This is a genomic window from Robertmurraya sp. FSL W8-0741 (assembly GCF_038004005.1).
GTDB classification, from domain to species: Bacteria; Bacillota; Bacilli; order Bacillales; family Cytobacillaceae; genus Robertmurraya; species Robertmurraya siralis.
In genome coordinates this window covers 1,304,083-1,328,255 of the sequence record NZ_JBBOQG010000001.1, presented here as the reverse complement: position 1 = coordinate 1,328,255, position 24,173 = coordinate 1,304,083, and the positions used below count along the sequence as shown (strand labels likewise).

General features: G+C 37.4%; 19 protein-coding genes, 2 pseudogenes and 1 riboswitch. Of the genes and pseudogenes, 1 reads left to right on the top strand and 20 read right to left on the bottom strand.

The features are described 5' to 3' along the window. Positions 1–232: 232 nt before the first annotated feature. A pseudogene (locus tag NST02_RS23765) lies at positions 233–351 on the bottom strand (short chain dehydrogenase); the annotation flags it as partial. Between the two features lie 776 nt (positions 352–1,127). Between NST02_RS23765 and NST02_RS23760 the strand changes: the two are divergent. Continuing rightward, positions 1,128–1,299, top strand: a pseudogene (locus NST02_RS23760) (DDE-type integrase/transposase/recombinase); the annotation flags it as partial. A 758-nt stretch (positions 1,300–2,057) separates the two neighbouring features. Here NST02_RS23760 and NST02_RS06390 read toward each other — a convergent pair. From NST02_RS06390 to NST02_RS06300, 19 genes are all read right to left on the bottom strand, one after another. Continuing rightward, complete coding sequence (locus NST02_RS06390) at positions 2,058–3,248, bottom strand: MalY/PatB family protein (RefSeq protein WP_095311397.1); 1,191 nt, start codon at positions 3,246–3,248, stop codon at positions 2,058–2,060. 114 nt (positions 3,249–3,362) lie between these two features. Further along, positions 3,363–4,925, bottom strand: coding sequence for a maltose/glucose-specific PTS transporter subunit IIBC (malX, locus tag NST02_RS06385; RefSeq protein ID WP_095311399.1), 1,563 nt, complete (start codon positions 4,923–4,925; stop codon positions 3,363–3,365). 173 nt (positions 4,926–5,098) lie between these two features. Beyond that, the gene (locus tag NST02_RS06380) at positions 5,099–5,863 is read right to left on the bottom strand and encodes a MurR/RpiR family transcriptional regulator (protein WP_095311401.1); all 765 of its coding nucleotides are present in this window, start codon (positions 5,861–5,863) and stop codon (positions 5,099–5,101) included. A gap of 214 nt (positions 5,864–6,077) precedes the next feature. Next, a complete protein-coding gene (locus NST02_RS06375) occupies positions 6,078–7,100 on the bottom strand; it encodes a sensor histidine kinase (RefSeq protein ID WP_340948483.1) in 1,023 nt (340 codons plus the stop codon). Beyond that, positions 7,100–7,780: a response regulator transcription factor gene (locus NST02_RS06370; RefSeq protein ID WP_095311406.1), complete on the bottom strand. Its 681-nt coding sequence runs from the start codon at positions 7,778–7,780 to the stop codon at positions 7,100–7,102. The genes NST02_RS06375 and NST02_RS06370 overlap by 1 nt, the downstream gene beginning before the upstream one ends. An 82-nt stretch (positions 7,781–7,862) precedes the next feature. Continuing rightward, the gene (locus NST02_RS06365) at positions 7,863–10,406 is read right to left on the bottom strand and encodes an ABC transporter permease (RefSeq protein WP_340948481.1); all 2,544 of its coding nucleotides are present in this window, start codon (positions 10,404–10,406) and stop codon (positions 7,863–7,865) included. After that, entirely contained in the window at positions 10,399–11,082 is a 684-nt protein-coding gene (locus tag NST02_RS06360) for an ABC transporter ATP-binding protein (protein ID WP_095311410.1), read from the bottom strand. Before NST02_RS06360 ends, NST02_RS06365 begins: the two co-directional genes overlap by 8 nt. Before the next feature lie 381 nt (positions 11,083–11,463). Next, the gene (locus tag NST02_RS06355) at positions 11,464–12,861 is read right to left on the bottom strand and encodes an N-acetylmuramoyl-L-alanine amidase (RefSeq protein ID WP_095311412.1); all 1,398 of its coding nucleotides are present in this window, start codon (positions 12,859–12,861) and stop codon (positions 11,464–11,466) included. 428 nt (positions 12,862–13,289) lie between these two features. Further along, on the bottom strand, positions 13,290–13,634 hold the full coding sequence (locus tag NST02_RS06350; protein WP_095311414.1) for a DUF3969 family protein: 345 nt from the start codon (positions 13,632–13,634) through the stop codon (positions 13,290–13,292). Positions 13,635–13,972: 338 nt separating this feature from the next. Continuing rightward, complete coding sequence (gene sufB, locus NST02_RS06345) at positions 13,973–15,370, bottom strand: Fe-S cluster assembly protein SufB (RefSeq protein ID WP_095311416.1); 1,398 nt, start codon at positions 15,368–15,370, stop codon at positions 13,973–13,975. Between the two features lie 60 nt (positions 15,371–15,430). After that, entirely contained in the window at positions 15,431–15,868 is a 438-nt protein-coding gene (sufU, locus tag NST02_RS06340; protein ID WP_137744771.1) for a Fe-S cluster assembly sulfur transfer protein SufU, read from the bottom strand. Then, entirely contained in the window at positions 15,855–17,084 is a 1,230-nt protein-coding gene (locus tag NST02_RS06335) for a cysteine desulfurase (RefSeq protein ID WP_137744762.1), read from the bottom strand. The genes sufU and NST02_RS06335 overlap by 14 nt, the downstream gene beginning before the upstream one ends. Next, positions 17,084–18,394 carry a Fe-S cluster assembly protein SufD gene (sufD, locus tag NST02_RS06330; protein ID WP_137744763.1) on the bottom strand — a complete coding sequence of 437 codons (1,311 nt, stop codon included), beginning with the start codon at positions 18,392–18,394 and terminating at the stop codon, positions 17,084–17,086. The genes NST02_RS06335 and sufD overlap by 1 nt, the downstream gene beginning before the upstream one ends. A gap of 17 nt (positions 18,395–18,411) precedes the next feature. Continuing rightward, on the bottom strand, positions 18,412–19,197 hold the full coding sequence (sufC, locus tag NST02_RS06325) for a Fe-S cluster assembly ATPase SufC (RefSeq protein WP_095311422.1): 786 nt from the start codon (positions 19,195–19,197) through the stop codon (positions 18,412–18,414). Positions 19,198–19,978: 781 nt separating this feature from the next. Further along, positions 19,979–20,164: a hypothetical protein gene (locus NST02_RS06320; protein ID WP_095311427.1), complete on the bottom strand. Its 186-nt coding sequence runs from the start codon at positions 20,162–20,164 to the stop codon at positions 19,979–19,981. Between the two features lie 572 nt (positions 20,165–20,736). After that, a complete protein-coding gene (locus NST02_RS06315; RefSeq protein WP_340948477.1) occupies positions 20,737–21,603 on the bottom strand; it encodes a MetQ/NlpA family ABC transporter substrate-binding protein in 867 nt (288 codons plus the stop codon). A 12-nt stretch (positions 21,604–21,615) separates the two neighbouring features. Continuing rightward, entirely contained in the window at positions 21,616–22,284 is a 669-nt protein-coding gene (locus NST02_RS06310) for a methionine ABC transporter permease (protein ID WP_137744764.1), read from the bottom strand. Further along, positions 22,274–23,302, bottom strand: a complete 1,029-nt coding sequence (locus NST02_RS06305) for a methionine ABC transporter ATP-binding protein (RefSeq protein ID WP_137744765.1) — start codon at positions 23,300–23,302, stop codon at positions 22,274–22,276. The genes NST02_RS06310 and NST02_RS06305 overlap by 11 nt, the downstream gene beginning before the upstream one ends. A gap of 212 nt (positions 23,303–23,514) precedes the next feature. Beyond that, a riboswitch (SAM riboswitch) is annotated at positions 23,515–23,618 on the bottom strand. Between the two features lie 130 nt (positions 23,619–23,748). Then, the gene (locus tag NST02_RS06300; protein WP_170211389.1) at positions 23,749–24,105 is read right to left on the bottom strand and encodes an SCP2 sterol-binding domain-containing protein; all 357 of its coding nucleotides are present in this window, start codon (positions 24,103–24,105) and stop codon (positions 23,749–23,751) included. Positions 24,106–24,173 lie beyond the last annotated feature (68 nt).

The window sequence follows — 24,173 nt, the reverse complement described above, 5'->3', positions numbered from 1 at the left end:
GAGCCAAAGGACAATTTCAATGTAAGGTGTGCCTGTCTTTTCAGGGATAAGAACTGTTTTTCTAAAGTGGCTATTTTAAAGCCCTCACTGTGCCAAAACGCTTGATAAGATCAAGGAGCGAGAAGATTTTCACATATTTAAAAAAATGCCTGTTCTTACTATTCAAAGGAAGTTAAATGCCCTGTCCTCAAAGGAGAAAAAACAGTTTTAAAAAGACCCTCAAGCTTTTAACTGGAATATTCCCATTTTGACCATAGCTTCTCTCATCAAATGCTAAATCACAATTACTTTGGCGCCGTCAGGGGTAAAAATAAATTCCCTTCTAATATTTTGATCACCGAATGAGGACACGGTTGCTCTATTCTGGCTATTCTTTGTCCTCATGAACCCTTTTTGAGGACACACTTTGCTTTTTTGGCCTTCTTCGTCCCCATGAACCCTTTATGAGGACACGCTTTGTTTATTTTTGGCTTTCTTTGTCCTCATGACCCCCTATGAGGACAAGGTTTGCTTTTTTTCAGCGTTCTTTGTCCCCATGAACCTCTATGAGGACACGCTTTGCTTTTTTTCAGCTTTCTTTGTCCCCATGAACCCTCTATGGGGACACACTTTGCTTTTTTTTTGGCTTTCTTTGTCCCCATGAACCCTTTATGAGGACACGCTTTGTTTATTTTTAGCTTTCTTTGTCCCCATGAACCCTTTATGAGGACACGCTTTGTTTATTTTTAGCTTTCTTTGTCCCCATGGACCCTTTATGAGGACACACTTTGCTTTTTTTTAACGTTCTTTGTCCTCATGAACTCTCTATGAGGACACGCTTTGCTTTTTTTCAGCTTTCTTTGTCCTTATGAACCCTCTATGAGGACACACTTTGCTTTGGTTTGGCTTTCTTTGTCCCCATGGACCCTTTATGAGGACACGCTTTGTTTATTTTTGGCTTTCTTTGTCCCCATGAACCCTTTATGAGGACACGCTTTGTTTATTTTTGGCTTTCTTTGTCCTCATGAACCCTCTATGGGGACACACTTTGCTTTTTTTCAGCGTTCTTTGTCCCCATGAACCTCTATGAGGACACGCTTTGCTTTTTTTCAGCTTTCCTTGTCCCCATGAACCCTTTATGAGGAAACACTTTGTTTATTTTTGGCTTTCTTTGTCCTCATGCATCCCTAGAAGGGAAAGTACCTGTTGTTCATCCAGAGTTATCAGCCTTGCCAACCATACCCAGCCCGATGGACAAAACTCATTGAGTTCGCTCAACAATGGATTATCCAACAGAGGTTTGCCTCACTTTTTGTTTAGCAGAGCCCTTGAGTTTTTGAGCTGTTCAGCAATCGGCGGAGCGAACTCTTGACAAACTGAGCTTGCCAATGGTTTAAAATGGAAATAACCAAGAGCTATTTGGTATGCCTTCTTTTTGCCCCCTTTGCCCTTGTTACCCCACACACAAACCATTGGCGTGTTTGTCAAGAGCGATTGCGTGGCCATTCCACCTATAAGAAACCTAAACATCTAAGTAGTTCACTACCCACAAAATAATAAGCACTTTTTTAGAGTGAATCGATTTTAGTAAAATGAATTAAAAAAACGAAGCATGATATGGCAGCCCTTTATAGGGAGCTTTATGAAATGGATTCAATACACTCATTTTATTTCAAAATAATAAGCTCCTGTCAACCTAAAGCGCTCCATAAGATTGCAAAATGATCCTGAGTTCCGTTTCGGTCCCCGACCAGATTAGCGCTCGCTTTCAAATTTATCCGACTTCCTCACTGAATTATAAGGCTGTTGAGGACGATGGAACTCAAATGAACACAGAAGCAGAAAAGCCCAGAGAGAGATTCTCCACAATTTAAACTGTCCCTTTGCGTGCGCTTTTTGGCATGCACATTGCCGTACAAACGGGATTAAATATTTAATCTACTTCTGCGCCGGACGTAAATATGCGAAGGCAGCGGTTTTGCGACAGCAACGAGATCGACCATTTCTAAACGCAACAAAAAAGAGCAGCCTAATGGATGCTCTTGCATTTATTCTACAGTGGGCGTCTCTCGTAACATTCAACTTCTGCTTTCTAAATACTCGATCGTATTTCGCAACCTCTTTAATCCTTCGATTACTTTTGAACGGGGACAGCCAACATTCATGCGCAAATAGCCCTTTCCACCTTCCCCATAAGTTTCACCAGACATAATAGCAACTTTACCATGATGCACAAGAGCTTCTTGCAGTTCTTCATTTGTATATGAGAAATTCGTCATGTCAATCCATGCTAAGTAGGTTGCTTCAGGAATATGGAAAGATGCCTGCGGTAAATATTCCTCTAAATACTCTTTGATCACGATCATGTTTCCTTCAATATATCCATTTAACTCATCCACCCATGAGGCGCATTCATTGTATCCAGTCATGATTCCAAGAGCACCTAAAGTACTTGCTGAAGAGAGACCATCTTTATTTTTTAAAGTTAGCAAAAATTTCTCCCTCAGCCTTAAATTAGGAATTAATGCATATGAACCACCTAATCCTGGAGTATTAAAAGTTTTGCTTGCCGATGTACAAATACAGATGTTTTCTAAGTCCTGTCCTCCATTCAGGATCGGGATATGGTGATAAGGCTTGCGCACAATATCCATATGAATTTCATCGGAAATTATAAATACTTTATGCTTTTTGCACAATGCCATTACTAGTTCTAATTCTTGTTTTGTCCACACACGACCTGTTGGATTATGGGGGCTGCATAAAAGCAATACTTTCGCTTTTGCATGCGATAGTTTCTCTTCCAAGTCCTCAAAATCAATCTCATACTTGCCGTTATGCTGTTTTAATTTATTCGCAGACAAAATTCGCTTATTATCTTTAACTACTTTGAAAAAGGCATCGTATGCAGGTGTTTGCGTGATAACGTAATCTCCTTCATCTGTTAGCAATTCAATCATTTTAGAAATGGTATAAATGACTGTCGGACTGTAAACAATCCATTTTTTTTCGATTTCAGTTAAAAATCTTTCGCTATACCATGCCGCAATTGCCCCTTTAAAATCATCATGATTCCATCTAGTATAGCCAAAAATCCCATGCTTCAAGCGCTTATGCAGCGCTTGAAGCATATTTTCCGGGCATTTAAAATCTGTATCCGAGATAGAAAATGGCAACAGATCTTTTTCTCCAAACCTATCCTCGATGTAATCCCATTGTGTACAGTAAGATCCTACTCTATTTATCACTTGATCAAAAGAAAATGTCATTGTTCTAACCTCGTTGTTCTAGCTCTAACGGTAAGCTTGCTATTATAAAGGAGGAATTATGACTTTTCATTTTTCCTTCTCTAACATGCAAAACAAACCGTTTCCGCTATTCTTTTAAATCATTTTTTCAAGCTCCGTTTTCACTGCTGCTACTTGCGTTCCAATAATGACCTGTACATTGTGTTCATCAAGAACCACTACTCCAAGTGCGCCGCAGCTTTTTAACTCTTCTTGATTGACTTTGTTCATATCATCAACCACTATACGTAAACGTGTCACACAATTATCAAGTGAATCGAGGTTCTCTTTTCCTCCTAAGGCTGCTAAAATACGCTCGACGTCATATTTTCCATTTTTCTTATAAGCTACCTCTTTCGTGCTCACATCTTCAGCAATTTCCTCACGACCTGGTGTTTTTAAATTGAATTTCAAAATAGCATAGCGGAAAACGATATAATAGATTGCAAACCAAATCACACCAACAACTAGAACAAGATACCATTTCGTATCCATTCCTTGTAACACTCCAAAAATAAGGAAATCTAAAATACCGCCATCTGTATTGCCAATCACAACACCAAGCAGAGCCATGACCATAAAGCCTAGTCCTGTCAAGATGACATGAATTCCATATAATACTGGAGCAATAAATAAGAATAAAAACTCAATTGGCTCCGTAATCCCTGTCACAAATGTAGCAATAAAACCAGAGATTAATAAACCTTTAATTTTTTTGCGGTTTTCAGGACGTGCAGTATGATAGATTGCTAGAGCAACTGCTGGCAGTCCGAACATAAAGGTTGGCATTTTTCCTTGAGAGAGAAATGCTGTTGCTGATGGACTAATAGGAGCACCGCTTTGCAGTTGTGCATAAAAAATATTTAATGCTCCAGAAATCGTTTGACCATCAACAATTTGTGTACCCCCTGCCTCTGTAAAGCGAATCATGGCAACAAGTATATGATGGAGCCCAAATGGAAGTAGTAAACGTTCCCCTGCACCAAACAAAAATGGCCCGAATACGCCCGCCTTTTGAATCGTATTTCCAATTCCAGTGATAGCCATGGCGAAAATTGGCCAAATCATCGGTAATACGATTCCGACTATCGCTAATGTGAATGCTGTAATAATGGGGACAAAACGAGCCCCGCCAAAGAAAGCAAATGAGTTAGGCAATTGAATATCATAAAAACGATTGTGCAATAAATAAACAATAATTCCGACAATAATGCCGCCAAGAACACCCATTTCTAATGTTTGAATGCCCATTACCATTCCTTGACCGGCTTCTCGTAATTTATCTGCCTCTGCTAATTGATTTGTTTCGGTTAAATAAAAATTAATCGATAAATGCATAATAACGAATCCGACAAATCCAGAAAAAGCAGCAACTCCTTTTTCATAACGAACAAGCCCTAACGGGATAGCCATAGCAAATAAAACGGGTAAATACGTAAATGCAAATCCGCCGATTGTCGACAAAAAGCTAAAAATCGTTTGTAAAACAGAATTTCCTAAAAACGGTATTGTTTCAATGGTTGAAGAACTCGTAAACGAACTGCCAATCCCTAGCATTAACCCCATGAAAGCTAGCAATGCTACTGGCAGCATGAACGTTTTGCCTAGTCCCTGAAAAAACTCCCAAAACTTTGACCTTACACTTCTGTCCTTTCCCATATCTGCATCTCCTTTATCTCCATACTCTATCGCTAGAATAACTCCCGCTACAGGCTACAGCAAGCGTTTTCAAGATGATTGTACGGCGATACATTTTTTGTACAGCGCTTACATTAAGTCTTTTTCTTAAGTGAAAAGGAGTGCATATCACAAAGTAAAAAATGTTAGCTTGATCAAAGCTTGTTTAAATAGGTAAGGATAATGAAATCTAAAAGGACGGCCAATGGAAATCTTGAACTCATATCGAGCTCTCCATCATAACAGCTCGTAATATAAGCATGGAAAGTTAGGTCCACTTCCTCCTTTAAGCGACTATTTTTTCTACCTACTAATGCAATTGTTTTGACCTTTCTTTCTTTTAAAATATTGGAAAACTCTAAAATATGTAACGTCTCTCCGCTATACGAAACCAAAATCGCTAAATCATTCTCTCCCATACTATTAGCAACACTTCGAAGTTCATCCCAATCCTCACGTGCATTGCATATTTTCCCTGAAAATGTAAGCTTCCTTGCTGCATCAACACAAACTGGCAGAGACGCACCCACCCCAAAAAATTCTACATAATTACTTTCTTTTATATACTGGGCTGCTTTCATCATCTGTTTTTCATCAATTTGCTGTAATGTTAATTCCAATTCCTTTTTTACTCGGTGAATATGAGAGGATAAACCATTAGGAGAAGTAGTCATTTCTTCTTCCCTCTCCCGAGTCATATATTTACTTAATGTATATTTAAGATCTTGAAATCCATCATATCCGAGCTGCTTGCATGTTCTGCTAATCGTTGCAGTAGAGACAAATAATTCCCTGGATAAGTCCTTTAAATTGGAATGAGCAATACGTTCAGGATTCTCCAAAATATATTCCATCACCTGTTTTTCTAATTGACTTAATTTATCTCTATGTTGGGATAATCTTTTTAAAAAAACTTCCATATTCCTCACCAACTCTCACATTTTTACAAAATACACTCTACTAACAGTACTCTTAAATTACTTATTACCTCTTTTCCCACTGCTCTTTCAATCTGTATAAAATGAAGAGTAAGAAAAATTCAAGTATTCGTTTTGGACATGATCAAATTTAAAAATATAAGCATAATAATTACTGGAGATAAGCATGTACATTCTATCTCTTCATTATACATGCTTATCTATTTAGAGGTAAGAACACCGAAAAAATACTGCCATTTTTACAAGATTGTACTTTTATATAACCACCTTGTTCGGTAATAATTTTCCGAGAAATATAAAGACCAATTCCTATCCCTTCCACATCAACTGTATTTTGCCCGCGATAAAACCGCTTGAAAATTTTTGCTAGTTCTTGCTCCCTAATGCCTATGCCATTATCAGAAATGTCTATGCGAACAAAAAATTCATAGCTCATCACCGAAATAGCGACCTTGCCTCCCGCATGAGTATATTTCACAGCGTTATCCAATACATTAAAAATGGCCTCAATGGTCCACTTTTTATCCAAAATAATCATCGTTTCTTTATTCTCTTCAAATAAAAGATCAATATTTTTTTTCTTTGCTTTCTCATATACTTGTTTTACCGCCTGAAGAATAACATCATTTACACTTTCCATCTGCATCTTTAATTCAATAATTCCACCTTCAAGGCGGGACATTTTTATCAAGTTATCTACTAAAAAGGCAAGTCTTTCAAGTGATTGACTATACATTTGATAATACTCTCGATGCTGCTCTGCTGTTAAATTCGGCTCCTGCAACAAATCACTAAACATTTTTAAAGAGGCAACGGGTGTTTTTATTTGATGCGAAATATCCGAAATCAGGGATTTGATTTCGTTTTTTTCCTGATTCATTGCCTTATTTTGCGCTCTTAAGATACCGCTTAGTTTGATCACCTGATATTGTAGCTTTGAAAGCAAGGTATCTTCTACATCTGAAAAAACTTGCCGCTCTTCTAAGTCAATCATTCTATCAATAAGATTTGAAAGGTCAATGAGCATCCTGTCTATATGAGATTTATAGAGGTTATCCATAAATATTAATGCCAAAAACAATGTAAAGGTTCCTACCCCACATAAAAAAATGATTGATGCTCTTTCATTGATTAACCATGCAATAATCGGAATCGCCAACGCAATGACAATGGAAATTAGATAGATCCCTTTTCGTAATTGTTCTGTTTTTTTCATCATTACGCTCCGAAGGTATAACCAATACCAAATACAGTAATAATATATCGAGGATTTTTCACATCGTCCTCCAGTTTTTGTCGCAAACGACGAATATGAACACTTAACGTATTCTCATCAATATAATCCCCATCAACGTCCCAAACTCGTTCTAAAAGCATAGAACGAGTTAGAACCTTACCTCTATTTATAATCATGTATTCAAGTAATTTATACTCTTTTGCTGTTAATTTACACTCTACCTTATTTTTTTTGACAAGCATACGCTCAAAGTTAACCTCTAAATCCTTGTATTGGAATCGTTTCTGTTCCTCGTTATTGTTTTGAAAGCACCGGAGAATAGCCTTTACTTTATGCCTGAGCACCTCAATGGAAAATGGTTTAGCCATATAATCATCACACCCAGCATGAAACCCCTCTAACATATCTCGCTCCGTATCATTGGCTGTTAAGAAAATAATAGGACAGCTACTGTTTTCACGGATTTTTTTACAGAACATTAAACCATTGCCATCAGGTAAACATATATCTAATAAAAATAGGTCAAAATGTTGTTTTGAGTAATTTTCAACCCCTTCAAAAAAATTATAAGCGACAACTACTTCATGCTTGTCCTTTTCTAATGCAAGTTGAATTCCTCTGTTTAAGAGCCTGTCATCTTCTAATAGAAGAATCGTTGCCATGATTTTCACCTACCTTAAATCGTATAGTGAGAAAGACTTCTCTATCATATTAGGACGATTTATATATATCCTAAGTTTCTCGCTAGTTAGTTTCCGTTTCACGAAGTCTTTCGGTGACGCTATCTTTTACAATTAGCCTGTAAATAATATTCGGTACTAGCAGACAAATCATAAAAATGATTACAATCAATGTACTCATCAGAATGAAAGGATAGTCAAAAGTAGCATAATCAGCAATTTTTGGAGTGACAACAGACATTGCATAAATCACTGCATTCCCAAGTGTCATCATTATTATCAATGTAATGAACGCATAATAGAAGCCTTCGTAAGTAAGCATTCGATGAACTTGTTTCTTGGTCATTCCAATACTCTCCAATACAGCCAATTCCTTAAGTCGACTATGCACACCTGTTACCATAACATTAACAAAGTTTAACAATCCAATGAAAATAAGAAGTATCGAGATACTATCTGCTAATATATTCATGCTCGTTATCGTTGAATCAAAAGCGGCTGTCACGTCGGATTTAGCTTCAAATACATATTCTCCAGACGAAACTTGTGTATTTATATTTTTTAACCTGTTTTTCACAGCTGGTTCTCTTGAATCATCAACATTCATTTTTATAAAAAATGCTGTGGCATTATTGGTAAATTTATTCATAAACGTCTCACTAACATAGATAGCTGGTATTTCACCAAACCTATAAGAATAGAGCTCGTATTCACTTTCTTTCGAATTAAAAACTCCACCAATCATAACCGAAGTTTCTTTGTTCGTATCCTTTTCTTTTAAAACAACTTTTTTTCCAATCATATTTTCCATATTTTCATAGTTCATGGAATTGCTAATGATGACCGTTTCTCCTTTTTTGAATGCCCTTAAATCTATTTGCTGATGATGGGTCTTGTTATAAGATTCGACATAATCGTCACCAACGGCAATCAGTCTCGTTCCATAATCCTCAAGACTTTCTACATGTGAGAGAAATTCTTTATATGATGTAAATTGTTCCTGTCCCTTAAAATACGGATCATGATAATATACTCCTTTTAAAATGGGCGTTAACAGCACATCATCATACACAACACCTGAACGTACAGATGTAATGATCTCCATCTCTGAAATCTCGTCCATTTTGGATAGCTTTGCTAAAAAATGATCATCAAATACCTCTTTATCCACTGCTGTACTTTGATAGACAAAGTCATCAGGGTAGTAAGTATCAAGATAGTTTTCCACTTTCAAACTATCCAGAAAGCCGTTTACGCTAAGCAAAGTGAGAATTCCCAGTGTTAAAGAGGCAAATACAAGAAATGCCCTTTTCTTCACTCGAAAAACATTATGAAGTGCCATGCGATGAAGTTTGCTACCTTTTGTAGAACTTCTATTTTTTTTCTTGCTCACAACACCTGTATACCGCAACGCCTCTATTGGTGAAACACTTCCAGCCATTTTTGCAGGTTTACGACAACTAAGAAAGATTGTGAAAAAAGCAAACAAGGCTGTTCCAACAAAAATAATCGGATGAAAAGAAAGATCATTTGGCATCGCACTGTACATGCTGTCATCCTGAAATATTTTCATCGCCATTGGCACAACACCAAAAGAAGTTATAAAGCTTAAAGCTAACCCTAACGGAATGGCGACAAATGATAGACGGTATACTTGATTACGTACAACCTTTCTAATTTGTTTTGGCGAAGCACCAATAACTTTTAACATTCCATAAAAGCGAATATCCTTTGCAACAGATATGTAGACCACATTGTAAATAAGCAAATAGCCACTTAATACAATAAAAAGGGAGATTGAACATATTACTGCTATTGCGGTCATTGTAATATTTGAGCTTTCTTCACTTGTATCAAAAGCTCTATAAAGCTCTTGTCCAGGTTTTAACGCTATATCTTTTTCTATTTTTGAATAAGCCTCTTCCTTCTGTGCTCCTATTTTTGTTGAAATCGATAAGATCCCATTCTCCTCCAACGTAAAGCCGCTGTTTTTTATATATTGTTGAGAGACAAGAGCTATCCCTACTCCACCATTTCCATAGTCTTTGTAATTTGTAAACCAGCCAGAAAGTCGAAAACTCTCTGACATTTCACCATTTTGGGTAACATAGGAAAGAGGAATTGTCATATCCAATTTAGGATTCTCTATTCCGAGCAGGCTCAATGCTTCTACAGATAACATCATTTCATTTTTCCGAACAGGAAAGTCTCCGTTTATATGACTAATGGCAGGAGTATACATACTTTCCCACTGACTTTCATCATAGAAAATCATAGGAATCGCAACATTTGCGTTATCTTCTTTATACTGCTCAATTGTCCCAGCTTTCACTTGAATTCCAGCCGCTTCTATATAGTCAAGCTGTTTAATTTTATAATATTGTTCCTCTGTAGGATGATCGAGAAAGATAGAAGCCGTTGTTCCAGCCGCTCTTATTGTCATGGTGGAATAATTCTTCGCAAAGCTTATGCCAATACTAAATACAGTAGCAATCATATAAGTAGTTAAAATGATTGCCATAACAGCAAACATGTTTCTTGTTCGGTTTTTTTGAATGGAGCGTTTGGAAAGACGTTTAATTGCTGTTTGATTATTATTTTTATGCATGCTCCTTCGTCTCCTTGGCAACTTTTCCGTCTTCAATTCGAATCATTCGCTCTGCCATTTGGGCAATTTCTTCATCATGCGTGATCATCACTGTCGTTTGGTGATAGCGCCGACTTATCGTTTGCATCAGCAATAATACATCAAGACTCGTTTTACTATCCAAATTACCAGTAGGCTCATCGGCAAGAATAATTGCCGGTTTAGCTGCTAAAGCTCTTGCAATCGCCACCCTTTGTTGCTGTCCTCCAGAAAGATTATTTGGCATTGCGGTCAACTTATTTTCAAGACCTAGAGTCTCGATAATTTCATTAATAAAGCGTTTATCTGGGTTCGCACCATCAAGCTCGATAGGCAAAACAATATTTTCATATACATTGAGAATTGGAACCAAATTATAATTTTGAAAGACAAATCCAATGTTACGTCGGCGAAAAATGGTTAGTTCCTCATCTTTCATTGTATAAATGTCCCTGTTCCTGAACATAACATGACCAGAAGTAGGACGATCAAGACCGCCCAACATATTTAATAATGTCGACTTCCCACTTCCAGACGTTCCGATGATTGCCACAAATTCCCCTTCGTCTATGCTGATAGAAACTCCATCAAGGGCCCGAACTTCGCTATCTCCTTCTCCGTAAATCTTTCTGAGCTTATTGGTTGCTAAAATACTCATTTCTACTCTCCTCCAATTTCTATCACCACTTGTTAAAAGTAAGTATAGCAATCACTTCTTACGATTTCGTGACGAAAATTCTTACATTATCGTGAAGTTGAGGAACATAACTTATTAGTGAAAAAGGAGAGAAATACTTTACTGATCATCGCCATACAAACGATAAAAAAACCTAAGGGGTTGCACTTAGCTTTTTTATCACTGGCCCATGAAGTTTATTAAGCCTCGACTACTTAGGACAGGCGTAGATACACTATCAAAAGCCTTATACGCAACTACAAAGTCTATAATTTCCTAAAAAAATCAAAAAGGCATGGTCCGGTACATTACCGAGCCATGCCTAACCTCAAGTTGATTTTTCCTGTTCCTGTTTTCATTCAATCATTTTATACTATAATAAGAAGTTACATTAAAACCTTTTTCTTTATAGAAATCCAAAATCCCGTAGAAAATCGCCTCTGCTGCTTTTTGCCGCCATTCTGGTGATTTTAATTTTTCAACATCTTTTTCATTATCAATAAAACCCATTTCTACTAAAACAGCAGGCATATTATTTTCACGAATAACATGGAAATTTCCTTTCTTAACGTCTCTGTTTCTCAAATTCCATGCAGCCAGCAATCGGTTTTGAATCTTAGTTGCCAATAGCTTACTATCAGCTACGTAAGGATTAGTAGCAGCCGAATAATAATAGGTTTCAGTGCCATTGGCAGCACCATTAAACTTATTTGCGTGTATACTCACAAAGATATTCCCTTTTGCCGCCTTTGCAATTTCTACACGTTTGGCTAATGTAGGATATACATCGGTTTCCCGCGTCATCGTGAGTTTGAAAGGAGTCTTATCTAATAAGGCTTTTACCTTCAAACTTGTGTCTAAAACTACATCTTTTTCTTTAAGCCCAAAACCTGAAGCACCTGGGTCATGTCCGCCGTGTCCAGGATCAATCACGATCATTTGTGAGGCTACTGATTGACCATTATTCTCTCCTGGCTTAGGTGTATCCGTACCACTTAAATAACTGCTATTAACGAAACCTTCTAACTTGGAAGAACGAATATACATCCATTCTCCTACAATATAAGAACCTTGCACCTTTGTTCCTTTTGGAATACTACCAACAGCTCCATAAGCGGTTGATGGACCTGTTCGCACATTCAAAGAACTAGCTGTTACTTCCGTTTCTATATTAAAGCTTACTTGTGGCGATATCCTCAGTTTATAGTTGATTGACCGAGCTAAGAAAACGGCAAAATCAGCACGTTTTATGTTATATGTATAACCAAAATCAGTCTGTGTAATTCCTTGTGCTATTCCTCTCTTCATTAATGCTTCAGCAGCACTGGCAGTATTCGTTGCATTGTAATGAAAAGCTCTACTTATAAGTAACGCCATTTCTCCTCTTGTAACTGGATTGTTCGGTTTAAAGCTACCATCTACGTATCCAGAAATAATTTTTGCGTCAACTGCAGATTGAATATATCCCGATGCAAAGGACTGACTGCCAACGTCATGAAAACGTGTATTTCTTTTTGTACCATCTAGTCCAACGGCTCTTCCAATCATGGTTGCTGCTTCTGCTCTTGTAACCGTTTTATCCGGTAAAAAATGGCCGTTACCGTTACCTGAGACAATTCCTCCTTCCGCCAAATAATTGATTGATACCAGAGCACGGTGTGTTGAACCTACATCCTTAAAAGGCTGCGCTGCCTGGATATTACTAACCGTCAATGGCAAAATAACAAAAACTAGCAAAATAACGAAAACTGTTTTTCTCAAGCTCTACCCTTCCTTCTTGACATTCTACCATGTGTTAATCATTTTGAGTCATTCATTTGGATAATTGGAAACATGCAAAAAATGTCTATATTTTTGATTCAATTCTCATATCGACAAATAAGTGAAAAATTTTAACTGCTTTAATTATTGATGTCGATTGCGGAGGTTTTTGTGGGAGTTTTGGATATGATTGCGAGGATTTGATGATTCATTGCGAGAATTTTGAGGACTATTGCAAGTGTGTAAACTAAATTTCCTCTATATTTTATTCTATGAAACATTTAACAATGGGCGATGGTCATGAATCAACTATTTAGTTCACGACCACCTGAAGAAACGTGTGAAAAAATATCTAGAATAACTACACACGTTACTTGACAAGCCCAAAGACTTTTTTACTGGCTTCCTCAAAAGTAAGAGAAACCGTATTATTTAGTATTGCAAATTATCTTATTCTCAATTTTGTATACGCTTTGTTTTGCTAATATTTTAATACTTTTATCTTTAATTTCTTTTAAACTTTCAGATAACTTATCAGGTATCAAACTTTGCACATCTTCCAATTCAGTACCCAAATGAATAATGTCTATTATTTCTTTTGAGATTCCCTTAGAATCAACTAAATCTATTGTATAAGGACTAAATAATAATTTTTCAGCTTCATCAATAGTTACTAGTTCACTTTCTAAACCGTCTACTACACCTATAATATACAAAATCAATAGTTTTTCCAATTCATGTTTATTTGTCGCATTAATTAGTAATTGATACATAATTTACCATTTGGCACTCCATCCACTTTTTACTTTAACATCATAGACTAAACCTAATTTACTTTGAAAATAATGGATTGAAACCTTTTTGCCATTTTTATCATAACCATATGAATATATTTACAAATCAATACTGAGTTATTTACTTAATTGGCTGTAATCACCAATTCATAAGTTGCTCAATTATGCACAACAATAGTAAGTCATTATCTAAGAAAATAGCTAAGGACTTCTGCACTGTAGATGCTATTCAGTAAAAGTTAAAGAAATTAAGTACTGAGATTCAATACAGCGCAAACAAAAAGAAAAACCCTTGATAAACAAGGGTTAATCGTTCATTATCCGATAGAACCTTCCATCTCAAATTTGATTAAACGGTTCATTTCAACAGCATATTCCATTGGAAGTTCTTTCGTAAATGGTTCAATGAAGCCCATTACGATCATTTCAGTTGCTTCTTCCTCAGAAATACCACGACTCATGAGGTAGAATAACTGCTCTTCAGAAACCTTTGATACCTTCGCTTCATGCTCTAATGAAATGTTATCATTTAAGATTTCGTTGTACGGAATGGTATCTGAAGTAGATTTGTTGTCAAGGATTAACGTATCACACTCAATATTAGAGCGTGCACCGTCAGCCTTACGTCCAAAATGGACAATTCCGCGATACGTTACTTTACCGCCTTGTTTTGAAATGGATTTTGATACGATCGTTGAAGATGTATTTGGTGCTAAGTGCATCATTTTAGCACCAGCATCTTGGTGCTGACCTTTACCTGCAATCGCGATAGATAAAGTCATTCCACGAGCACCTTCACCTTTCAAAATAACAGCCGGATATTTCATTGTGAGTTTAGAACCAATGTTTCCATCAATCCATTCCATCGTTGCGTTTTCTTCACATACGGCACGCTTTGTAACCAAGTTGTAAACGTTGTTTGCCCAGTTTTGGATTGTTGTGTAACGGCAATAAGCGTCTTTTTTAATGATGATTTCAACAACAGCACTATGGAGTGAGTTGGTTGTATAAACAGGAGCCGTACACCCTTCTACATAATGAACATGTGCCCCTTCATCAACGATAATCAATGTACGCTCAAATTGTCCCATATTTTCAGAGTTAATACGGAAATAAGCTTGTAACGGAGTTTCCACTTTTACTCCCTTTGGTACATAAATGAATGAACCACCAGACCAAACCGCCGAATTTAATGCAGCAAATTTATTGTCTGTTGGTGGGATTACTTTCGCCCAATGCTCACGGAAAATATCTTCATTTTCTTTTAAAGCAGAGTCAGTATCTTTGAAGACAATTCCTAGCGCTTCAAGATCTTCTTGCATATTGTGGTAAACAACCTCTGACTCATACTGTGCTGAAACCCCAGCCAAATACTTTTGCTCTGCTTCAGGAATACCAAGCTTATCAAACGTTTGCTTAATTTCTTCAGGTACCTCATCCCAAGAGCGTTCTGTTTTTTCCGATGGTTTTACGTAGTACGTAATCTCATCAAAGTTTAAAGAATTTAAATCTCCACCCCATTGAGGCATTGGCATGCTGTAAAAGTGGTCTAGAGATTTTAAACGGAAATCGAGCATCCATTGAGGCTCTTCCTTCATTTTTGAAATTTCTTCAACAATCTCACGTGTAAGACCACGTTTTGATCGGAAGATGGAGACATCTTTGTCGGCAAAGCCGTATTTATAATCACCGATCTCAGGCGCTTTTTTAGCCATCGAAAGTCTTCCTCCTTTTATAAAGTGGAAAGGACCAAATTGCGCCCTTTCACACTTCCTTTATTGTTCATCTTCCTTGAGTCCTTTTTCCATCGCCTTCCAAGCCAATGTTGCACACTTGATTCGCGCTGGAAATTTAGCCACTCCTTGAAGTGCTTCGATATCGCCTAAATCGATATCTTCATCATATTCATTCCCTAACATCATATCCGAAAAAATCTTTGAGAGCTTTAAGGCATCCTCAATCGATTTCCCTCTTATAGCCTGTGTCATCATCGAAGCAGATGACATCGAAATCGAACAGCCCTCTCCTTCAAACTTTGCATCAATCACTTTGTCATCATTAACCTTTAAAGTTAATTGGATGCGATCGCCACATGTAGGGTTATTCATGTTAATTGTTAAGCTATCATCCTCTAAGACACCTTTATTACGAGGATTTTTATAATGATCCATAATGACTTGTCGGTAGAGTTGATCAAGATTAGAAGACATCAGAAAAATACTCCTTTGTTTTGATAAGCCCCGCAACAAGCTTATCAATATCTTCTTCTGTGTTATACAGATAGAAGCTGGCACGGGCAGTTGCTGATGCTTTAAGCCATTTCATCAGTGGTTGCGCACAATGATGGCCTGCGCGAACAGCAATCCCTTCCGCATCTAAAACGGTAGCTACATCGTGCGGATGCACATCTGCAATATTAAAGGTTACAAGACCTGCACGCTTATTCGGGTCTAACGGTCCGTAAATTGTCATTCCTTCTACTGCAGACATTTTTTCTAAAGCATAGGCTGCCAAGCGATGCTCGTGGGCTTGAATATTCTCCAATCCAATCTCTGTTAGAAAATCAATCGCAGCGCCTAAGCCAATCGCTCCAGCAATAATCGGTGTTCCTCCTTCAAACTTCCAAGGAAGCTCCTTCCAGGTAGAGTCATACAGGTCAACGAAATCGATCATTTCCCCACCGAATTCGATTGGCTCCATATTTTCTAATAAATGCTTCTTCCCATAAAGTACCCCAATTCCAGTCGGACCACACATTTTATGAGCTGAGAAACCTAAGAAATCGCAATCTAAATCTTGAACATCTATTTTCATATGTGGTGCTGCTTGAGCACCATCGACTACCATAACTGCTCCATGTTCATGGGCAATTTTCGCAATCTCCTTAATCGGATTCATAACTCCCAAAACATTCGATACCATTGTGACAGAAACAATTTTCGTCTTGGAATTAACAATTTCTGATACATCCGCAAGTAAAATCGTTCCATCCTCTTGTAATGGCAAATATTTCAACGTAGCTCCTGTTGCTTTTGCAAGCTGTTGCCAAGGAATGATATTACTATGATGCTCCATGTACGTGATGACAATCTCATCCCCCGGCTGTACATTCGCTTTACCAAAGCTTGCTGCCACTGTATTTAACGCTGTTGTCGTTCCCCTAGTAAAAATAACTTCTTGAGTAGATTTAGCATTAATAAATTTTCTGACCTTTTCCCTTGCACCTTCATACCCATCTGTTGCTCTCGTTCCTAATGTATGCACACCACGATGAACATTCGAATTATATTCGCAATAATAGGTTTCAAGTGCCTCCATGACCTGAACAGGTTTTTGGGAAGTAGCTGCACTGTCTAAGTAAACAAGGGGGTTCCCATTGACTTCCTGGTTGAGAATCGGAAAATATGAACGAACATCCGCGACATTCATTACTTTACTTTCCTTTCAATCACGGCACGAAGTTGATTTTTAACCCCTTCGATTGGTAATTCATTTACAACTGGTGCTAAAAATCCATGAATGATTAATCTTTCAGCTTCCATCTTAGAGATTCCACGGCTCATTAAGTAATAAAGCTGAAGAGGATCAACACGGCCAACTGATGCAGCATGTCCTGCTGTTACATCATCTTCGTCAATAAGTAGAATTGGGTTCGCATCCCCACGAGCCCCTTCACTTAACATGAGAACACGTGATTCTTGCTCTGCATTCGACTTTGTAGCACCATGCTCAATTTTACCGATTCCGTTAAAAATAGAGCTTGCTTTATCCTTCATAACGCCGTGCTTTAAAATATATCCTTCAGAATGTTTTCCAAAGTGAACAACTTTAGTTGTAAAGTTTTGAACCTGTTCCCCACGTCCAACAACAACCGTTTTTGTATCACCAAAGGAACCATCACCAATAAGATTTGTAACATTCTCAGAAATCGTGTTACCGTCATTCATTAAGCCAAGCGCCCACTCGATTCGAGCATCTCTTCCTGCAACACCACGACGATTTACGTACGTGGTTGTTCCTTTTGCTAATGTATCAACTGCTCCATACTGTACTTTAGCATTTGTTCCAGCAATCACTTCAGTCACAATATTGAAGATTCCTTCTGCTGAATCTACTGTTGAAATATAATTTTCAACATAAGTAATTGAGCTATTATCTTCTGCAACTACTAATACGTGGTTGAACATATTCGCTTCTTTTTCATCATGAATGAACACAGATTGAATGGGTGAAGTAAGTTCAACATTTTTCGGAACATATAAAAATGCTCCACCATTTAAGAACGCTGCATGAAGCGCGGTTAATTTATGTTCATCAACCTTGACTCCATCGTTCATGAAATACTGCTGTAAAAGGTCTCCATGCTCTCTAGCAGCAGTAAAGATATCAACAAAAATTACGCCTTTTTCTTGCAGTTCCTTCGATACAGAAAGAATGGAAGGACGATTATTTCGTTGAATGTATAAATTCTGATCTCCTGACTCAATGTCAACTAGTACTCGCACATCTTCTGGAAGATCATTTAATGAAGCGAAATCATCACTTTTCACAATATGTTTTTCAAATTGTGTAAAGTTCCATTTATCAATTTTTGTTTTATCAGGTCTAGGGAGAGGAAGTGCATCCACTTTCTCAAGTGCCTCTAGACGAAGAGTCGTTAACCAAGCTGGTTCTCCCATTTCCCGAGAGAAAGAGCTAACATACTCTTTATCAAATGGTAATTTTATTTCAGTAGTCATTGCGATCCTCCTAACACTTATGCTTCTTGCCCAACAGTTTCGTCTTCAATGCCAAGTTCTTTTTTGATCCAGTCATATCCCTCTGCTTCTAAACGCTGTGCAAGCTCAGGACCACCAGATTTAACAACGCGACCTTGCATCATTACATGGACATGGTCAGGAGTAATGTAGTTCAATAGACGTTGATAGTGAGTGATAATTAAGCAGCCAAAATCAGGGTTGCGCATTTCGTTGATTCCTTTTGAAACAACTTTTAATGCATCGATATCAAGACCTGAGTCAATTTCGTCAAGAATCGCGATTTTTGGCTCAATCATCATTAATTGGAGAATTTCATTGCGCTTTTTCTCCCCGCCAGAGAAGCCTTCGTTTAAATAACGCTGAGCCATATCTGGGTCCATTTCAAGGAATTCCATTTGTGAATCCATTTTGCGAATAAATTTCATTAACGAAATTTCATCGCCTTCTTCACGGCGAGCGTTAATAGCTGAACGCAAGAAGTCTGCATTTGTAACACCACTAATTTCACTTGGGTATTGCATTGCGAGGAAAAGACCAGCTTTAGCACGCTCATCTACTTCCATTTCTAATACATCTTCCCCATCTAATGTGATGCTGCCTTGAGTTACTTCATACTTTGGATGACCCATAATCGCAGATGATAAAGTAGATTTACCAGTCCCGTTTGGTCCCATGATTGCGTGGATTTCTCCACCCTTCACTTCAAGGTTTACTCCTTTTAATATCTCTTTACCCTCAATTGAAACATGAAGGTCTTTAATTGTTAAAGTAGATCCTGCCATAATAATACCTCCGTAATATAAAAAAAGATTTTATCCTCGCTGGCCAAGGCCAATCGTTGATTCTCATTTTATTCTCATTACAATCTTATAACAAATGAAAAGTGTTAGCAACTCTTTAGCAGTGTTAAAACATAGCAAAATATATCATAAAAATTTTTATCTAGTTCCCACATAGACACAGCACAGTCTCCATAATAAGGATTTATGTTTAACGGTTGTTATAAAATTTGTTCAATATATTTTTTTCCGTAACCTTCCCATGTATGTATTGATGTTCTAAGTGAGAATGAACATCATTTTTAATTAGGTTAGAAAGGGAATATTTGTTTTAATTTGTGCAAACGATTTAGGCATATTTGCGACACCTTTATTGAGGCTGCTGTCTGGCAATTCGGACTAATTTGTATTGTATAATGGCCGCGAATAGTATGTGGGACAGAGCTGTCTTCTTTTTGACGTTCTTTGTCCTCATGAACCCTCTATGAGGACACACTTGGCCCTTTTTTCTGTTCTTTGTCTGCATGAACTCCTAATCAGGAATATCCTCCTCTCATGCACAGCGTTTATCTTCATGGCAGGACTTTTGAATCATCCGGAAACCATTTCGCCGGGATGCTTAACCTTATTTTGCTTCCAATAAGCTCAAGATAAGCTGCTTGTCCATATGACAGTTCGGCAAAACCAATGCATATGACAAAAACCAGTGTAGCTAAAACACTGGTTTTTTGTTTTTCTTCCTTATTATATTATATACTTGCTTCAAATCGTGCTGAGCTATAAATTACCTTAATTGATTTCTAGTTAAATCTGCTACAAGACGCTGACTTTGAATGTATTCCTGTTCACGCCGTCTTTCAACCCGCATTCTCACTTCATGCTTTCGGCAATAGGTAGCATAGCAAACATTGTGGGCTCCGTGCATCGCTTTTTCCATTTCACTCGTATAATTCATCTGAAGTACCATCATTTTGGTTTCGCCCCCTTTTTCAGGGAGATATGAAAATAACTAATAATATCCTTCCTTTCGTGTTTTGTCACATAAGGCAAGCGATTTACTACGTGTTTAATGTTAGCACCACTCAGGTTATAACTCAAAATGGAAATTCAAGCATATTTCCCTTTGAATAGCAATATTCAGGAATAAGCGTCGAAACTTGTTAACTTTTCTTACAATTCAACCAGTATCCTTTAAAATAAATGATATCTTCACACCATTCTAATTGTAGACTTTACTCACCACATCAATGATAAAAACAACATAGTTTTGCAGGCTTGCTTGCTCAACATAGGATGATGATCGCTCAATCCCCAAAAATCAACAGCTGGAGATTTTCGGAACATCGAAAACAGTTTGTTCCTAGGATTCATACTCACTTCCGCACAAACAATTAAGTTGCAAAAATCCAATTACCAATATTTTTTAGATTTTACTGCATACGCTAAGCGTAGATGCACCCATTAAATAGTTATCCACAATAAATAAGCTTAGTAGACGACATTGAAAAACCAGCTCCAAAAATGGAACTGGTTTTCTCATGATTATTCAGACACTGGAACAACTGCACCTTCATATTGTTCTAAAATAAAGTTTTGGATCTCTTCTGAACGAAGTACTTCAACAAGCTTTTTAATCGCTTCTTTATTTTCATCTCCACTGCGAACAGCAATAACATTCACATATGGTGAATCACTTTCTTCAATTGCAATTGAATCTTCAAGTGGATTTAATCCAGCATCGATTGCATAGTTGGAATTTATAAGAACAGCGTCACCTTCATCGTTATTATAAATTTGTGGCAAAAGAGATGCTTCATATTCTGTATCAAATTGTAAGTTCTTCGGATTATCGACAATATCATCAATGGTTGCTGCTGTTTTTTCAATACCTTCTTTAAGAGTAATCAAGCCTTCTTTTTCAAGAAGTGATAAAATACGACCATGATCTGGGACAGAACTACTAATAATAATATGTGCTTCATCAGGTAAAGCATCTAAGCTATCATATTTCTTTGAATACACACCGATAGGTTCGATATGAATTCCACCTGCATTAACGAAATCATAGCCATGCTCTTCAATTTGCGCATTCAAATACGGAATATGTTGGAAGTAATTCGCATCTAAGTCCCCACCCGCTAATGCTTGGTTGGGAAGAACATAATCTTGGAACGTTTCGATTTGAAGTTCAATTCCTTCTTCCGCTAAAATTGGCTTCGCTTTTTCTAAAATTTCAGCATGTGGAACATTTGATGCTCCTACAACAAGGGTAGTCGTTTCTTCAGTTTCAGTTTCGGCCCCTTCTCCATCTGCATTGCCGCCATCTTCAGCATCATTATTCGTGCTTCCGCATGCAGCTAAAAATAAAATTAGTGCAAAAGATGCAAAAATAGCTAACCATTTTTTCATAGTAAACACTCCTTATCGTTTATCTAATTTATTTGTTATGACATCTCCAATAAATTGGATGACAAATACAATGATTAAAATAATAATCGTTGCCATTAACGTAACATCACTTCTTGAACGTTGGAATCCTTCCAAGTAAGCAAGGTTTCCGAGTCCACCAGCTCCGATAACTCCAGCCATTGCTGTATAGCCGACTAGAGCAATCGCAGTCACCGTAATACCGGAAACGAGCGCTGGCATTGATTCAGGCAGCAATACCTTCCAAATAATCGTGCTTGTTTTAGCCCCCATCGATCGAGCCGCCTCAATAACCCCTTTATCAATTTCCCTTAAGCCAATTTCAACCATTCTTGCGTAAAAGGGAGCAGCTCCAACAATTAATGCTGGCAAGGCAGCATTTTCCCCAATCATTGTACCAAGCAAGAATTTCGTAATGGGGATAAGGAGAACAATCAGAATAATAAAAGGAATCGATCTAAATACATTAACAAAAGCACTAATAATTTTATTCACAAATGCATTTTCCCAAATATTTCCCTTAGCTGTTAAAAAGAGTAATAAACCTAGTATAATGCCGATAATAAAGGTTGCAACTACCGAAATCCCTGTCATATAAAGCGTTTCTACTGTTGCTTCCCACATTTTATCCCATTTCACATTTGGAAAGAGCTCATTTATCATGTTTTATCACCTCTACTCCAACCTGCTGGGACGTAATAAAATCAATTGCTTTTGAAGTTTCTGAAGCCTCTCCGTCAATATGGATAAACAATGTACCATATGAGCCGTTTTGCGTTTGAGAAATCTTGCCTTGCAAAATATTAACGGTCACTTCGAAATTACGAATAAGATTTGTAATTAATGGCTGTTCTGCAGACTCACCAACAAACCCTAATTGGATTACCGTACCTTGAGGGTAACGTTCAAGTAAATGCTCAATCGTTTCTTTCGTTTCTTCTGGCTCTGTCACCTGCGAAACAAACCGCTTCGTAATTTTCTGCTGCGGGTTTTTGAATACTTCTAACACCTTCCCGGTCTCAACCACTTTCCCATCTTCCATAACAGCAACCCGATGACAAATCTTGCGAATCACATGCATTTCATGAGTAATGAGAACAATCGTTAAACCTAAACGTTTATTAATATCGACCAAGAGCTCTAAAATGGAATCTGTTGTTTGTGGATCGAGTGCAGAAGTCGCTTCGTCACAAAGCAGCACTTTAGGATTGTTCGCCAATGCACGTGCAATTCCCACCCTTTGCTTTTGACCACCACTTAGCTGTGAGGGATAAGCATCCTCTCGACCTTCAAGACCAACAAGCTTAATCAATTCATCCACTCTTTTAAGTCTGATATTCTTTGGAATACCGGCAATTTCCAATGGGAAAGCAATATTCTCGCGAACTGTTCTAGACCAAAGTAAATTAAAATGCTGGAAAATCATGCTGATTTCTTGGCGAGCCTTGCGCAGTTCTTGACCTTTAATTTGCGACACTTGTTTATCAGCAACAGTGACAGAGCCCGCCGTTGGAATTTCCAAACCGTTAAGCATTCTTATCAGTGTACTTTTTCCCGCACCGCTATAACCAATTACGCCAAAAATTTCACCTGCATTTATTTCCATGCTGACATCATCGACAGCTACAACTTTTCCTTTGAGAGAAGAGTACACTTTTTTCACATTTTGTATGGAAATCAAATATTATTCACCTACTTTTAAATCCTATTATTCTTATGAGATAACCAAGTTTTATAAACACTGGCAACTATGCCATTCATAGCTTTAGCTCACAAGCGTTTTTCATTCATAAGAACATGCTGTTCCAACATAGAAATAATTTTCGTCTCCAAACTACATAAAAATGCCTTCCTGCAGACAAGCAGAAAGGCATGCGTTATAAAATGTCCTTTCTCTCATCTATCAAAGCAATGCTTTGTGTGAATTGGCACCATTTCAATCACTTGACGGTTGCCGGGCTTCATCGGGCACATCCCTCCACCTCTCTTGATAAGAGCACACTATTAAATTCCATGTTGAATATGGGTGTTATCATAACATGTAATAACGAACATGTCAATGAAAATATTAAACACTCGAATGGATTCCCCAATCCTCTAAGAAGTGTTAACAGTTAAGTCAATTGATTATTTGAAAGCCTTTGGTCTCTTTTCGATATAGTTTGGAATTGCTAGACGAAATAAAGATTCTAATAATAAAGCGGTTCTCAAACTCCCCTGCCAATCTACTTCTTGGGCTGCAATTGCTTTTCTCAATTTCAAATTTCCCGTTATAATTGCTTCCATAACTTGTTTTTTACCCATTATAAAAACGTTAGCGGCATTCCTTTCGTCCTCATAAATCCGCAGCACTCCATCTTCAATTTGTAAAATCGCTTGTTCTTCATCAGCAATCAATTGAACAGATATTGTTTTATGTAATAAAGGGGTTAAGTGACTTCTTTCATTTACTTCATCAACCAATATACGAAGCAATTCCAGCAATGGTAGCCCTCCTATATGAAAATAATTTCATTTCTTTTACTTGAACTATTTCGATTCAAGAAGAAAAA